The organism is Nocardia sp. NPDC004568, from assembly GCF_040609955.1.
GTDB lineage: Bacteria > Actinomycetota > Actinomycetes > Mycobacteriales > Mycobacteriaceae > Nocardia.
Genome location: NZ_JBEXLL010000060.1, coordinates 12,641 through 27,596 on the forward strand (window position 1 = coordinate 12,641; position 14,956 = coordinate 27,596).

Sequence of the window (14,956 nt, forward strand, 5' to 3'; positions counted from 1 at the left end):
CTTTCCGTCACCGTGGCCGGACCCGTGCTCACCGCGGCGGGTCTTCCGCGGCGCCGATGAGCCGGCGCATCATCCGGTCCGCGCCCAGCACGGCCGCCGCGCGATCGGGGTCGCTGCGCCGGGCCGCGAGCCGCTCATGGGCGCCGATGACGTGCACCGGGCCCCGGCCCAGCGCCGCGAGACCTTCCGCCGCCACCTCGTCGGGTTCGGAGACCGGCATGCCGGGGATGTCGAAATCCAGACCCACCCGCTGCATCGCCGGGGTGCGGGTGACCCCGAGCACGAGTTCGAGAACGTCCACGTCGTGTTCGCGCAGTTCGAGCCAGAGTCCTTCGGCGAAGATCCGGCCGAATGCCTTCACTCCGCCGTAGACCGTATGCCGCCGTGATCCCAGATATCCGGCCAGCGAACCCACAAGCAGCAGCCCGCCGCGCCGCCGGTCGCGCATCGGGGCGCCGAATCCGGCGATCAGGGCGAGCGGGGTGGTGATGTTGAGTTCGACGACGCGCTGGAAGGCGCCGGGATCGCCATCGAGGAACTCGGCGCTGTGGGTGTTGGCGCCGGCATTGTGGATCAGCAGCCCGACCTCGACATCGGCGACCGCGTCGAGCACCGCCGCCGCGGCGCCCGGGTCGGTGAGGTCGGCGGTCAGGGTACGAACCGTCACGCCCAGGGCCCGGCACTCGGCGGCGGTGTCTTCGAGGGGACCGGCTCGCCGGGCCACCAGCAGCAGATGGATACCGGATTCGGCGAGTTGCCGGGCGAACGATCGGCCCACGCCTTCGGAACCGCCGGTGATCACCGCCCACGGGCCGTAGCGCCCGGGATCGACAGGGGGCATAGCAGGGTCTCCGTTCGGATTTGGGGATCGGACCACACCCAGTTCTACAACCGGCGGCGCGGAAATACTAGAGTGAATTCTAGTTTTTCGAACGGAGGTATCCAGTGCCGCGGATCGCCGAACCCCGGGAGCCGGGCCGGCCCACCACCACACCTCAGCGTGAGCGCCGGCGCGCCATCCTGCGCGCCGCCGCCCGGCTGGGTGCCGAGCAGGGCCTCGAGCACGTTCAGATGTCCGATATCGCCGCGGCGGCGGGGGTGGCGCTGGGGACGCTGTACCGCTACTACCCGTCCAAACATCATCTCTACTCGGGCGTACTCGAATCGGCCGTCGCGGACCTCCCCGTTCCGGAGCCGGTACCGGACGATCCGCTGGGCGCCGTGGCCGACCTGCTCGAATCCGCGGTGACCGGGCTGCTCCGGCGTCCGCTGCTCGGCCGCGCCATGCTGGTCTCGGCGAATGCCGTGCGCTCGGCCGGGCCGGTGGCGGTCGACACCACGCTGCGCGACCGCATCCTCGCCGCCGCCGGAATCGGCGCACCGGACGAGTCGGATCAGCAGCTGGCCCGGCTCGCCGAGCAGTGTGCCTACGGCATCCTGACCTGGGCCACGGCCGGACAACTCACTCCGGAACAGGCGGTCACCGATATGCGCCGGGCCGCCACGCTGCTGCTGTCGCCCTGGGCGTCCCGCGGCCGGGCCGATTAGCTGCCGCGGTCGTCACCGGGCGCCGCGGCCGTGGGCGCCGGGGCCGGTCCGGCCGGTGCGCGTCGCCGCTCCCAGGCTCGGGCCAGCCCGATCGCCAGCCCGACGTACACCCAGCCCAGCAGGACATCGATCACATAGTGCTCACCCCCGTAGACCAGCGTGAAACCCATCGCCAGCGGAAAGGCGACCAACGGCGCCCGCCACCACCAGCGCCCGGCCGACGGCCACAGCGCGATCGCGATGAGCAGCGCGAAAGCCGCGTGCAGGGAGGGGATCGCGGCGACCGGATTGCTGTGCGCGGCCAGCCAGTCGGCGCCGATATCGACCGAGTACACCCGGAATCCGAAACCGGTGGCCCGGTGGATCCCGGCCTCGATCACCCCGGTGCGAGCGGCGTACCAGGGTGGTGCGGCGGGCAGCAGGACGTAGGTCACCAGACCGAGATAGGACAGCAGCAGGATCCGGCGCATATATCGCGACCAGCGTTCCCGCGACAGGACGTAGAGGATCGCGGCGATCAGCCAGGGCAGCAGGAAATGGCTGGTGTACACGAGTCCGGTGAGTACGGTCCACCAGGGTCGTCCACCGTCCCCGGACAGTTGCTCCTGGAGCCACACCGTGGGGACGGTTCCGCCGAACAGGGCACGTTCCACCACGACCGGTTCCCGGACCCGCAGCGGCATTCCGAGGGTGTTGGCGATCCCCCGCGTGTGGTCGTAGACGACCAGCGCGGCGATCAGCGGTACCCAGTCGACGAGAATGCGTACCTGGTCGCGCCACGGACGGTCCGGGGTGAACGCCGCGATGCCCACGACGATCCACAGGGCCTGATAGATCCGCTGGGTCGGCGGCCCGAAGAGTACGGTCACCACGAGCAGCGCGAGCAGATACACCGACCACACACCGCCGCGCAGCAGCGTGCGGTGCCGTTGCGCGGCCGGTATCTCGGTGGCGGGCGCACCCATCCCCACAGTTTTCATCAACCGGCCCGGAGTCGCCGTCGCGACCTGCGGAAGCGACGCGCGATCGAGACCGCGCGAGGGGCCGCTCAGCGCGGGGTGAACGCGCCCCGATAGGCCGCCGCCGGGTGCGATCCGGGCAGCCGGTCGCGTCCGGTGGCCTTACGGCGCGAGGTCCCCTCGACGTACTCGGTCTTCGCCAGCCCGCGGGCGCGCAGTACGGGCAGAACATGGTCGATGAACTCGACATAACTGCCCGGGATGGTCGCATTGGTGACATTGACCCCGTCGATGCCGGCCGCCCGCCAGACCTGCAACCGGTCGGCGATCTGCTCGGGCGTGCCGACGATACGTCCGTAGCGGCTGCGCAGCCGCGCGAGGTCGCCCACGGTCGGCTCCCGGTCCGGGACCGCCTCGTGCAGCCAGGCGAGCGTGCTGCGGGTGCCCTCGGTCGTGATCTCGCCGATCGGGGTGTCCAGGTCGTAGAAACCGAGATCGTGGCCCAGCCCACCGGCCGCGTGCGCGATGATGGTGGCCGGGTCGATCACCTCGTCGAGTTCGGCGGCCTTGCGGCGCGCTTCGGCCTCGGTGCTGCCGATGACGAACGACAGCCCCTGGAAGAATTTCAGATCGTGCGGGTCGCGCCCGGCCTCGGCGACCAGGCGCCGGGTGTCCTCGATCAGCGATCTCGCCGCCGCGGGGGTGGGGGAGACGATGAACTGCCCCTCGGCGTTGCGGGCGGCGAATCGCCGTCCGGCAGGCGAGGACCCGGCCTGGAACAGCAGCGGGGTGCGTTGCGGGGACGGAGCGACCAGATGCGGTCCCTCCACCCGATAGCGCTTTCCGTCGTGCCCGATCTTGTGGACCTTGTCGAAATCGGCGTGGATACCGGATTCCTTGTCCTGGACGAGCGCGCCCTCGTCCCAGGAGCCCTCCCACAGCTTGTAGACGACATCGACGTATTCCTCGGCCCACCGGTACCGCTCGTCGTGGGCGGTGATCTCGTCGAAACCGAAATTGCGCCAGGCGTTCGCGGACAGACTCGTCACGATGTTCCAGCCGATCCGGCCGTTGCTGGCGTGATCGAGGGTGGAGATCTTGCGGGCGAAATCGAACGGATGCGACTGCAGGATGGAACTGGTCAGCACGATGCCCAGGTGTTCGGTGGCGTAGGCGAGCGCCGAGGCCAGCACGGTGGGATCGTTGCTCGGGATCTGCAGGCCGGTGTCGACGAATGTGCGCCACGATCCGCGATAGTCGCCGTAGAGCCCGACCACGTCGGCGAAGAAGATGTAGTCGAACGTGCCCGCCTCCAGCGTCCGCGCCAGCGAGACCCAGTGCTCGAGCGAATTGAACTCCGTCTGCCGCGCCTCGGGCAGCCGCCACGCGCCGTGCAGGATATGGGAGGTGGTGTTCATGACGAATGCGGAGAACTGCAGCGGGGCTGTCATCGTGGTCCTTCCGTCGAGCACAGCGGCCGCCCACACCGAAGCCCTCGACGGCGCGGGATATCCGGTCGAAGGTATGCCCGCCGCGTGCCGCGCGACACCCATCGAACCACTCTGATCGGAACCCGCGTGTGCCGCTCGCAATCGCGCGCCCACCAGTTGCGCGGGGTGTCCCGCGTACCGCCGCCTCGCCCCGCCTCGCCGGCCGGGCCGGTCGTGGCCGGGCGGTGCCGGCGGCCGTCGCGGACCTGCGCGCGTCCCGCGTGGTCCGGCGGTGGTCAGTCACCGGGTGCCGTAGCGGCCGTGCGCAGCAGGGAAAGCGCGGCGGCGCAGGCATGTTCGTGGACCTGGTCCGGGCCCCGGTGCGCCGCCACCGCGGTCGCGCCTTCCATCACGATGAGTAGTCGGCGGCCCAGCGCGTCCGGTGTGCCGGAACCGGCCCGGGCGGCGATATCGGTGAACAGCGCGAGGCACCGGTCCAGATGACGGGCGGTGATCGCCCGGACCTGGGGGTCGTAGTGCTGGGTCGCGGCATTGATCATGGCGCAGCCGCGGAAGTCCGGTTCGCGGTACCACCGGCCCAGTGCCTCGAAGACAGCGGTCAGGCGAGCCGCCGGATCGGGGCCCGCCGCCGCTGCCGCCCCGGCCAGCCAGGCGATCACCCGATCGCTGCGTGCTTCGAGGACGGCGTGGACGAGTCCGTCCTTGGTGCCGAAGTGCCGGTACAGCGTCTCCTTCGAGATGCCCAGGCGTTTGCACAGTTCGGCGACTCCGACACCGTCGATACCGCGGTTGTAGAGCAGCGGAGCGGCGGAATCGATGACGGCGGCCCGGGTGCGGGCCGGATCGATGGTGGAGCCCTTGGCTACTGGCATATATCTGATGGTACCGATCGGTTCCATGCACTGCTATTCTCCGATGGAACTGATCGGTACCATCTAGGGAGAATCATGCCGGACGTCGTCGACGGCGCGCCGCGCCGGATCCGCATACGTGCCCGGACCCCGTCGACCGGCCGCCGCGGATCAGCGGATCCACCCGCGCCCGCCACACCGGGGCCGGTACTGCGGCAGGCGGTGTGCCTGGCGTTCGGCACCGCTTCGGCACTGGGATTCGCGCGGTTCGCCTACGGTCTGCTGCTCCCGGTGATGCGCGACGACCTGGGATGGAATTCGGCGGCCGCCGGTATGCCGGCCACGGCGAACGGCCTCGGATACCTGCTCGGTGCGCTGGCGACGCCTCCGCTCGCCCGCCGCTTCGGTACGACGTGGGTCTTCCGCGGCGGTACGGTTCTTACCGCGGCGGCGCTGGCCGCCACCGGTGCCGGCGGCGACCAGCTGGTGTTGCTGACACTGCGTGCCGCCGCGGGCGTCGCGGGGGCGGCGGTGTTCATCAGCGGCGGCGTCATCGCCTCCCACCTCGCCGTCCGTGCCGGATCAGGTACGCCGATCACGGTGTACTTCGCCGGGACCGGACTGGGTGTCGTCTTGAGCGGCCTCGGGTTTCCGCTGACGGGTGACCACTGGCAGCTCGCGTGGTTCGGCCTGGGCGTCGCCGCGGCCGTGGCCGCCGGGGTGAGCTGGCCCGCCGGTGGTGAGCCGGGCGAGGCGGTACTGGTCGGCCACAGCTACGGGGGCATGGTGATCACCGGTGCCGCGGACCGGGCGCCGGACCGTATCGCCGCTCTCGTGTACGTGGACGCCATGGTGCCCGCACACGGTGATTCCTGTTGGGATCTCGCCTCCGAGCAAGAGCATCGGTGGTATCTGGATGTGGTGGACACCGGCGACGCCGTCCGGCCGCTCCCGTTCTTCGACCCCAGGGCCACACCGCATCCGCTGGCGTCGGTGCTCCAGCCCTTGGCGCTCGGGGGAGGTATCGCCCAGATCCGGAGCCGGACCTATGTCTATGCCGCCGGATGGGACACTCCCTCACCGTTCACCGCGGTATACGCGCGCCTGAGCCGGGAGCCCGGGTGGACCACGCACTCGCTGGACGGCGGACACAACCTGATGCGGGACGACCCCGAAGGCCTGCTGACGATCCTGCGCGCCTCCATCGAGGCTCGCTGACCCGCTCGCGGGCATCCCGACGAGTACAGTCCGCGCCGCTAGGCTCGGGCGGTATGAGCCTGGGCGAGGTGGCCGCCGACCTGTACGGGCTGGCGCCCGCGGAATTCGTCGCCGCGCGCAACGCCCGCGCCGGGGCGGCCCAGGAATCCGGTGACCGGGAACTGGCCGCGGCGATCACGGCCCTGCGCAAACCCACCGTGGCGGCGTGGGCGGTGAACACGCTGGTGCGTGCGGCGCCCCGCGAGGTGGACGCCCTGCTGCGACTCGGCGCCGATCTGCGGACGGCGCAGCGGCAGCTGTCCGGTGCCCGGTTGCGCGAATTGACCCGGCAGCGCCGGCAGGTGGTGGACGCCTTGGCCGAGCGGGCCGGCGAGGTGGCCGCCGACCGGGGACGCCCCGTTTCCGGGGCGGTACTGCGCCAGGTGGGCGAGACGCTGACGGCCGCCCTGGCCGATCCCGATATCGCCGAGCGGGTCCGCACCGGCACTCTGGACACCGCGCAGAACTATGCGGGTTTCGGCCCGGTGGACCCGGATCTCACCGTGGTCCGGGACAAGCCGAAGGCAGCCGGTACCGCAAGGCGGCGGCAGAATGAACCCGCCGAACCCACCGAGGCCGACCGTGCGCGTGCCTCACGTGCCGAGGCCGACCGGCGGCGTGCGGAGGAAGAGCTACGCGCCGCGGAAGCCGCCGCGCGCGTGGCCCTCGCCGCGGCCGAGGACGACGCGCGGCGGGCGGCCGCGGACCTCGAGGCCGCCACCACGCGACTGGCCGAACTCCGCGACGAGCTCGCCGCGGCGGAAGACCGGCACCGTTTCGCCCGTACCGCCGACCGTGCCGCCCGCGACGCGGTCCGGGCCGCGACGGTCGAACTGGAACGGGCCCGGCGGCGCGAGCACTGACCGGCCATCGCTTCCGGACCCGGTGTGGCGCGACGATGCGGTGCGGTGCACCGTGAGCCGAACGCGGGGAAAGGGGCGTTGGCGGGTCGCGCACGGCGGGGACGGCCGCTTGCACCGCCGTCCCCATCGTATCGGCTGGTCAGAGGGTATGCCGGCCGGTGCATCCGGGGCGGTGCGCGGCTCGAAGTCCCAGCGGGCCCGCATTTTCCGGTGTGCACACCGGCGCGTCGGCGGCGGCGCCGGAGGCGGTTCGGCTGTAATAGTCGGCGCTCGATCGGTTTCCGTGTGTGATGTCCTCCCGTTCAGGAAGGTTCTCGTATGCGTCGTTTCGTGATGGCTCTGGGTTCGGCCGCGCTGGCGATAGCGGTGACATCGGCAGTGGACAGTAGCGCGCACGCCGCGACCGGGCAGGTCGCACTACGGTGGACCGTCGACGGTAGCCGGGTGGAGAAGGTCATCGACAATCCCAGCGGCTGTATCGATCTCAGCGCGGTCGGGGTGGTCGGCCGGGCCTCGGTGCGCAATCTCACCGATCGAAAAGTCAAACTCTGGAACGGCATCGGCTGCCGCGGCACCTACGGCGGCGGTATCGAGCACGGCGAGCGCAACGGCCGCTGGGGTTTCCCCGACTGGAGTATCTACGTCTCGTCCTGATCCGGGTGGCACCCGGCGTACTCCCCGTGAGCGGAGCCGTTTTCGGGGTACCCGGCACACGAGACCCACTGGAGGTGTTGTGTGAAGGCCGAAGACGAGGGCGGTGCGCCCGGCTCGGTGAGCCCGTTCAACCCGGCGGATCCGCTGGACCCGGCGAGCCCGGTGAATCCGGCGAACCCGGTGGATCCCGCGGACGCGATCAATCCGGCGGGCACGGTGATGCCGGTGGTCCCGATGGCCGACGAACAGCCGATGCGCACCTGGCTGTGGCCTACGCTGCTCATCTTCGGCCTGGTGGTCGGGGGTGCGCTGCTGGTGATGATCCTGGTCAGCACCGCCGATTTCGGTGAACAACCGGCGCGGGTCACGCCGACCCCCGAGCAGTGCCAGACCTTCTGCACGACCACTGTCGCGCCACCGGCGCGGTGACAACCGGTGGGGACACCCCGCACGGGTGTCCCCACCGGCATTCCGATACGGCTACTGCGCGCCCTGCTGCCCGGTATCCGGGTCCTGAGCGGTACGCAGTGCGGTTTCCAGCTCCTGACGCAGCCGCGCCGCGGTGGCTTCGTCACCCGCGTCCTCGGCCGTGGTGATGTCCTGGTTCAGCTGGGCGATGGTGTCCTGGATGGTCATCGGTCCTCCGTTCTCTCGCCGGGGCGATCGCGCCGCACGACTGTCTGCCGGCTACGGCGCCCGTCATGGTGCGCATGACCGTTTTCGCCGGTCCGAAACACCGGCCCGGCATGCGGCCCTCGGCCGATTCACACCCGCGGGATTTTCAGATCACGTTTCGATCACCGCGCGGTGGGGGTACCCCATGTCCGACGAGACGGTTTGGGAAAGCCCGAGGAGCGTCCGGTGAACGTAACGACCGAAGCCACGAACGACCAGCACGCCGAAGGCCGTGCGCCGAGTACCGCCCATGTGCCCGGCCCCGGCGACAGCTACGACAATATCGAACCGTTGTTCGCCGAACTGGCGGCGCTCGCACCCGCGGATCCGCGCCGGCGGGCGCTCCGCGAGCAGATCGTGCACCGTTGCCTGCCGTTGGCCGAACATATCGCGCGCCGTTTCTCCGGTCGCGGCGAAGCGTTCGACGATCTGCTCCAGATCGCGCGTCTCGGTCTGGTCCAGGCGGTGGACCGGTTCGACGGGTCACGGGGCAGCTCGTTCCTGTCCTTCGCCATCCCGACCATCATGGGCGAGGTACGCCGCCACTTCCGTGATCACACCTGGGCCGTGCGGGTACCGCGGGGCACCAAGGAACTGCATCTGCGGATCGGTCCGGCCACCGAGACGCTGTACCAGCGGCTGGGCCGGATGCCCACCGCGCGGGAGATCGCCGCGGAACTCGGCGCCGATCTCACCGATGTCACCCGGGCGCTCATCGCCGGTAACGCGCACACCAGCAGTTCCCTCGACGCCCCCACCGACGACCAGGACGACGATATCTCGCCGCCCGCGGTACTGGCCCGGCTCGGCGGGGAGGACCCCTGCTACCGGCTGCTCGAGGATGCGATGACCCTGCGCCCGCTGATCGCGCGACTTCCGCAGCGGGAGCGGCAGATCCTGGTCTGGCGGTTCTTCGCGAACATGACCCAGGTCCAGATCGCCGAGCGGCTCGATATCTCGCAGATGCAGGTGTCGCGGATTCTCGCCAAAACCCTGCGCACTCTGCGGGAGCAGGCGATGGCCGAGCCCGAACAGGCCGAATCGATCACCACGGCAGCCTGATCCGGGCGGCGCCGGACACCAGCGCGCCCGGGTCGCTCGGCCGCCGGGCTCCCGCGGGCATCGATCCCGACGGCACCGCCGTGCGCGGTACCCGCCGCCCGCGCGGTGCCGGTTCCGCGGATCGGCCGCCGGCAGCCGCGAACCCGACGATCGGGTTCGCGGCCCGGTGGATCGGAGACCTCGGCGTCGGCGCACTGTCGCGCCGGGCCGGTGTCGCTGTCCTTTCTCCGGGTCGGCGTCCGGGCGGCGGGTCGGTAAGGGGCAGGCGCGTCCCCGGGAATTCGGATCGGTCCGAGCGGGATCGGCGACCGTGCCCGCGGAACCCGCTACCGTGCTCGACGTGGACCTGGAACTGGACGGAAAACGGGCGATCGTCACCGGCGGGAGCAAAGGCATCGGGCTGGCCGTCGCGCGCGGGCTGGCCGGCGAGGGCGTGGATGTGGTGCTCGCGGCCCGCTCGGCCGGACCACTCGAGGCCGCGGCCGCCGCGGTGGCCGCCGAGACGGGGCGGCGCGTGCTCGCCGTGCCCACCGATACCGGCGACGACGACCAGGTCCGGGAGCTCGTCCGGCGCACGGTCGCCGAACTCGGCGGGGTGGATATCCTCGTGAACGCCGCCGCCACCCCGTGGAGCGCGGGGGCGCCGGCCGGGCTGGCCGACACCACCGACGAGATCGTGCGGCGGGAGGTCGAGATCAAGGTCCTCGGATATCTGCGCACTGCCCGTGCCGTGGCGCCGTACCTGGTCGAGCAGCGGTGGGGGAGGATTGTCAACATCAGCGGACTCGGTGCGCGGCAAGCGAATTCGGTTGCGCAGACCATCCGGAACATCAGTGTGTCCGCGCTGACCAAGAATCTGGCCGACGAACTCGGCCCCTCGGGTGTCAATGTCACCGTGGTTCATCCCGGCCTGACCAGAACCGAACGTCTCACCGACCGCTTGACTGTCGATGCCGAGAAATCCGGACGCGCGATCGCCGGCCTCGAGGCCGAGGTCGCGCGCAACACCCTGCGGCGGGTCATCGATGCGAGTGAAGTGGCCGATGTGGTCACCTTCCTCGCCTCTCCGCGCAGTATCGCCATCACCGGTGACGCCATCGCGGCGGGCGGCGGCGTCCCCGGTCCGGTGTATTACTGATCGAGTTGTGGGAGTGCGGGCGGCGTCGGGGAGTCTCCGATCGCCGGTCTGCCCGACGAACCGCCGATGATCAGCTCTCGGCCGACCGGCTCGGCTCGGCCCGAGCCCTGTCGGCACGTCGGACGGTGCGGGCCCGAGCCGAGGTAGACACTCGCGGTGTCACACTTCGACCTGTGAGCCCACGATCACCGTTCGCTCGCGGGGGAGGCCGAAGTAATCGGCGGCGTCGGATGTGACGAACGAGGTGGCGATGAACAGGCGCTTACGCCACGCCGCCATAGTGGCCACCTCTCCCTTCTTCAATTCGATCTTGGACAGAAAATAGGAGGCGTCGTCCACCGAGAGCGGGCCTTCGGTCTGAGCCGGATCCAGCAGCCGCAGTATCTGTGGGACCCGCGGGGCTTCCATATAGCCGTGCTGGGCGGTCACGTGGATGATGCCGTCCTCGGCGTAGCCGAGGGCGTCTATCCGGACACGGTCGGCATCGGCGACCCGGGGGACCGGCAGAGTGACCAGTGACAGGATCACGACATGTTCGTGCAGCACCCGGTAGTGCTCGACAGTGGCGCGCATCGCCAAGGGAGTGGTTTCGCTGCCGCGGTTGAGGAATACCGCGGTGCCGGGGATCCGGATGAGCGGTGGGTCCCGGTGCCGCAACTGGTCGACGAAGACGCGCAGTGGTCCCTCGGCCTTCTCGCGGGCCGCGGTGACGACCACGCGCCCGCGTGCCCACGTGATCATCACCGTGAACGCGGTGACGCCGATCAGCAGCGGGAGCCACGCCCCGTGCACGAGCTTGGTCAGGTTGGCGGCCAGGAACAATGCGTCGATGGCCAGCAGGGGGATCGCGCCGAGCAACACCAGCCACAGCGGGGTGCGCCATTTGGTGTGGGCCACGTAGAAGAACAGCAGTGTGGTGATGGTGATGGTCGCGGTCACCGCCATGCCGAAGGCGTAGGCCAGTGCCGCGGAGGACTGGAACGCGAAGACCAGCGTCAATACTGACACCATGAGCAGCCAGTTGATCCACGGAACATAGATCTGGCCGATGGTCGATTCCGAGGTGTGCGCGATGCGCAGCCTCGGCAGATACCCCAGCTGCACGGCCTGCGAGGCCACCGAGAAAGCACCGGTGATCACGGCCTGGGACGCGATCACCGTAGCGCCGGTGGCCAGCAGCACCAGCGGTAGTCGCGCCCACCCGGGGGCCAGCAGGAAGAACGGGCCGCTGACCGTGGCCTGGTCGCTCAAAATCAGTGCGCCTTGGCCGAAATAGCTCAGGGTGCTGGCCGGCAGAACCAGACCGAGCCATCCCCTGGTGATGGCCTTGCGTCCGAAATGGCCCATATCGGCGTACAGGGCCTCGGCACCGGTGACGGCGAGAACGACAGCGGCCAGGGCGAAGAACGCGATGTGGAAATGGCCGAGGGCGAAACTCAGCGCATAGGTCGGCGACAAGGCCTTCAAGATCTCCGGATGGTCGATGATCGCCATGACCCCGAGTGCGCCGATGGTCAGAAACCACAGGATCATGACCGGCCCGAACAGCCGTCCCACCGCGGCGGTGCCGCGGCGTTGAACGGCGAACAGGGCGATGATGATCACCACCGTGATCGGGATTATCAGATTCTCGAGGTCCGGCTCGACGATCTTCAGCCCCTCCACCGCGGAGAGTACCGAGATCGCGGGCGTGATCATGCTGTCGCCGAAGAACAGGGCGGCGCCGAAGATCCCGACCCCGGCCAGAACGGCCGCCGCGCGACGGCCACGGGTTCCGCCGAGACGGCGTAGCAGCGTGATCAGGGCCATGATCCCACCCTCACCGTCGTTGTCGGCGCGCATCACCAGCGAGATGTAGGTGAGGGTGACGATGATCATCACCGACCAGAAGATCAGCGACACCACCCCGTACACGTTGGCGGTGCCGACCGGGACCGGATGCGGATCCTCGGGGTTGAACACGGTCTGCAGGGTGTAGATCGGGCTGGTGCCGATATCACCGAACACCACGCCCAGCGCGCCCACCACCACCGCGGCACGTACGGGGCCGCGCCCCGCTGTGTGGCCCGGCGAACCGGTCGGTGTCTCGGTAACCATCGGCGTGCTCCTCCTCGATCCGGGCTCGCACCATATCGTGCCCGGCGACACCGAGGTGTCGTACCGGCCGTTCGTGCCGGAGAGGAGGCGCAACCGCTACCCGCCTGCCGGCGATGCGGTTACGGAACCTCTACGGCGACGATCCAGCTACCGCTCGGGAACCCGATTGTCGCCGCGTATCCGCCACCGAGGCGGAGCTCGGTGCGCACCGCACCGGCGACCGCGGCGTTCGGATCGCGTGAAGATCCCCGGGCCCGGCTCGGCCCGTCCGCGGTGACGAGACCAGGCCGCTGTGGGTGTCGGCCAGAACCACTGTGTCCCGCGGGCGGTCAGGAGGCACGGGTCATCTCCGAGTGAGGCAGAGGACTCGTATCCGGTCGGCAGGTGTGCGTCAGGTACGGGTGAGGTGGGCGGGATCGAGGTCGAGTCGCCGCAGGAGTTGGGCATTGAGGGCGACGACGATCGTGGAGACCGACATGAGTACCGCGGCGATGGCGGGGGAGATCGCGATGCCGGCGAAGGCCAGTGCGCCGGCGGCCAGTGGGACGGCGACGAGGTTGTAGCCGGTGGCCCATACGAGGTTCTGCCACATCTTGCGGTAGCCGGCGTGGGAGAGTTCGATGATCGAGAGCACCGCGCGGGGGTCGTCGGCGGCGAGTACGACTCCGGCGGATTCGATGGCGACGTCGGTGCCGGCGCCGATCGCTACTCCGACGTCGGCGCGGGCGAGGGCGGGGGCGTCGTTGACGCCGTCGCCCACCATCGCGACCGTGTGGCCGCGGTTCTGTAGTTCGGTGACCTCGGCGTCTTTGTGTTCGGGGAGTACTTCGGCGAACACTTCGTCGATGCCGAGGTCGGCGGCGACGGCATCGGCGACTCGGCGGGCATCGCCGGTGATCATCGCGACCTTCACCCCGCGGGCGTGCAGGGCGTCGATGGCCTGGCGGGATTCTTCGCGGACAGCGTCTTCCAGCGCCACGGCGCCGAGCACACGGTCGCCGTGGATCAAGTGCAGTACCGAGGCGCCGCGTTGCACCCAACCGCGGGTCACGGCGCCGACATCCTCGGGCACCGGCAACCGCAGCTCGCTGAGCACGGCCGGACCACCGACGGTCACCTCGGTGCCGTCGACGAGGGCGTGGACCCCGCGGCCGGGCAGCGACCGGAAGCCGGTGGCGGTCGGTTGCTCGGGCGCCGGGACGCGAGCGTGGGCTGCGGCCACGATGGCGCGGGCGAGGGGGTGTTCGCTGTCGGCCTCGACAGCCGCGGCGAGCGCCAGCAGGTGTTCTTCGTCGATGCCCGCGGTGGCGGTGACACCGATGACCTGATGGCGGCCCTGGGTCAGGGTGCCGGTCTTGTCGAACAGCACCACGTCGACGGTGCGCATGCGTTCGAGGGCGAGCCGGTCCTCGACCAGGACGCCTGCTTCGGCGGCGCGTTCGGTGGAGATGGCGATGACCAGCGGTATCGCTAGACCCAGGGCGTGTGGGCAGGCGATGACGAGCACGGTGATGGTGCGGACCACAGCTTCGTCGACGTTGCCCAGCAGCGTCCAGATCGTGAAGGTGAGGATGCCGGTGATCGCGGCGAAGTAGAACAGGAAGGCCGCGGCCCGGTCCGCCAGTGCTTGGGCGCGGGAGGAGGAGGCCTGGGCGTCGGCGACCATGCGTCGAATGCCGGCCAGCGCGGTGTCGTCCCCGACCGCGGTGATCCGCACACGCAGGGCGCTGTCGGTGGCGACGGTGCCGGCGACCACGTTGTCTCCGATGCCGCGGGTCACGGTCCTGGATTCGCCGGTGATCATGGATTCGTCGACTTCGGCGCGGCCGTCGGTGACGGTGCCGTCGGCGGGCACCCGTGCCCCGGCCCGCACCAGCACCAGATCACCGAGGGCCAGCTGCGCCAGCGGTATCTGGGCGATACCGTCGTCGGTGATCTTGTCCGCGGTGTCGGGCAGCATGGCGGCCAGTGCGTCGAGTGCGCCGGAGGCCGAGCCCAGTGCCCGCATCTCCAGCCAGTGCCCCAGCAGCATGATGACGATGAGCAGGGCCGGCTCCCACCAGAAGTCCAGCTCGAATCCGCCCAGGCCCAGCGTGGTGATCCAGGAGGCGAGGAACGCGACGCTGATCGCCATGGCGATCAGCAGCATCATCCCGGGTCGTCGTGAGCGCAGTTCGGCCCAGCCGCCGGTGAGGAACGGCCGGCCGCCGTAGACGAAGATCACGGTGCCCAGCACCGGCGGGATCCACGTCAGGCCCGGGAGGTCGGGCAGGTGGTAGCCGAACAGGTCGGCGACCATGTGGCTGAACCCGACGACAGGCACCGACAGGATCAGGCTGATCCAGAACCGGCGCCTGAACATTTCTCCGTGTGCTCCGTGGCCGGCATGCCGATCATGGCC

The 14,956-nt window shown here is 70.0% G+C and carries 14 protein-coding genes; 7 read left to right on the forward strand and 7 right to left on the reverse strand.

The features are described 5' to 3' along the window. Positions 1–28: 28 nt before the first annotated feature. Entirely contained in the window at positions 29–841 is an 813-nt protein-coding gene (locus ABZV91_RS23785; protein ID WP_355245606.1) for an SDR family NAD(P)-dependent oxidoreductase, read from the reverse strand. 104 nt (positions 842–945) lie between these two features. Here ABZV91_RS23785 and ABZV91_RS23790 point away from each other — a divergent pair, with 104 nt between their 5' ends. Continuing rightward, on the forward strand, positions 946–1,548 hold the full coding sequence (locus tag ABZV91_RS23790) for a TetR family transcriptional regulator (protein WP_355245609.1): 603 nt from the start codon (positions 946–948) through the stop codon (positions 1,546–1,548). Here the strand turns inward: ABZV91_RS23790 and ABZV91_RS23795 are convergent. The 3 genes from ABZV91_RS23795 to ABZV91_RS23805 form a co-directional block, all read right to left on the reverse strand. Then, entirely contained in the window at positions 1,545–2,450 is a 906-nt protein-coding gene (locus ABZV91_RS23795) for a phosphatase PAP2 family protein (RefSeq protein WP_355245679.1), read from the reverse strand. The genes ABZV91_RS23790 and ABZV91_RS23795 overlap by 4 nt on opposite strands. A 146-nt stretch (positions 2,451–2,596) precedes the next feature. Next, positions 2,597–3,958: an LLM class flavin-dependent oxidoreductase gene (locus tag ABZV91_RS23800; protein ID WP_355245612.1), complete on the reverse strand. Its 1,362-nt coding sequence runs from the start codon at positions 3,956–3,958 to the stop codon at positions 2,597–2,599. A gap of 275 nt (positions 3,959–4,233) precedes the next feature. Next, the gene (locus ABZV91_RS23805) at positions 4,234–4,830 is read right to left on the reverse strand and encodes a TetR/AcrR family transcriptional regulator (RefSeq protein WP_355245615.1); all 597 of its coding nucleotides are present in this window, start codon (positions 4,828–4,830) and stop codon (positions 4,234–4,236) included. Positions 4,831–4,905: 75 nt separating this feature from the next. On the opposite strand from ABZV91_RS23805, the gene ABZV91_RS23810 reads away from it, so the two are divergent. The 4 genes from ABZV91_RS23810 (at position 4,906) to ABZV91_RS23825 (ending at position 8,012) form a co-directional block, all read left to right on the forward strand. Next, positions 4,906–6,027 (forward strand): YbfB/YjiJ family MFS transporter, encoded by a 1,122-nt coding sequence (locus ABZV91_RS23810; protein ID WP_355245618.1) that lies wholly within the window; start codon positions 4,906–4,908, stop codon positions 6,025–6,027. A 53-nt stretch (positions 6,028–6,080) separates the two neighbouring features. Continuing rightward, positions 6,081–6,929, forward strand: a complete 849-nt coding sequence (locus tag ABZV91_RS23815; protein ID WP_355245621.1) for a hypothetical protein — start codon at positions 6,081–6,083, stop codon at positions 6,927–6,929. Between the two features lie 318 nt (positions 6,930–7,247). Then, a complete protein-coding gene (locus tag ABZV91_RS23820) occupies positions 7,248–7,583 on the forward strand; it encodes a hypothetical protein (protein WP_355245624.1) in 336 nt (111 codons plus the stop codon). Between the two features lie 81 nt (positions 7,584–7,664). Further along, the gene (locus tag ABZV91_RS23825; RefSeq protein WP_355245626.1) at positions 7,665–8,012 is read left to right on the forward strand and encodes a hypothetical protein; all 348 of its coding nucleotides are present in this window, start codon (positions 7,665–7,667) and stop codon (positions 8,010–8,012) included. A gap of 51 nt (positions 8,013–8,063) precedes the next feature. On the opposite strand, the gene ABZV91_RS23830 is transcribed toward ABZV91_RS23825, so the two are convergent. After that, positions 8,064–8,219 (reverse strand): hypothetical protein, encoded by a 156-nt coding sequence (locus ABZV91_RS23830; protein WP_157181924.1) that lies wholly within the window; start codon positions 8,217–8,219, stop codon positions 8,064–8,066. Positions 8,220–8,549: 330 nt separating this feature from the next. Here ABZV91_RS23830 and ABZV91_RS23835 point away from each other — a divergent pair, with 330 nt between their 5' ends. Then, on the forward strand, positions 8,550–9,320 hold the full coding sequence (locus ABZV91_RS23835; protein ID WP_355245682.1) for an RNA polymerase sigma factor SigF: 771 nt from the start codon (positions 8,550–8,552) through the stop codon (positions 9,318–9,320). A 340-nt stretch (positions 9,321–9,660) separates the two neighbouring features. After that, positions 9,661–10,458 (forward strand): SDR family oxidoreductase, encoded by a 798-nt coding sequence (locus tag ABZV91_RS23840; RefSeq protein WP_355245685.1) that lies wholly within the window; start codon positions 9,661–9,663, stop codon positions 10,456–10,458. Positions 10,459–10,617: 159 nt separating this feature from the next. On the opposite strand, the gene ABZV91_RS23845 is transcribed toward ABZV91_RS23840, so the two are convergent. After that, positions 10,618–12,555 carry a KUP/HAK/KT family potassium transporter gene (locus ABZV91_RS23845; protein WP_355245629.1) on the reverse strand — a complete coding sequence of 646 codons (1,938 nt, stop codon included), beginning with the start codon at positions 12,553–12,555 and terminating at the stop codon, positions 10,618–10,620. Positions 12,556–12,946: 391 nt separating this feature from the next. Next, on the reverse strand, positions 12,947–14,917 hold the full coding sequence (locus tag ABZV91_RS23850) for a copper-translocating P-type ATPase (protein ID WP_355245688.1): 1,971 nt from the start codon (positions 14,915–14,917) through the stop codon (positions 12,947–12,949). Positions 14,918–14,956 lie beyond the last annotated feature (39 nt).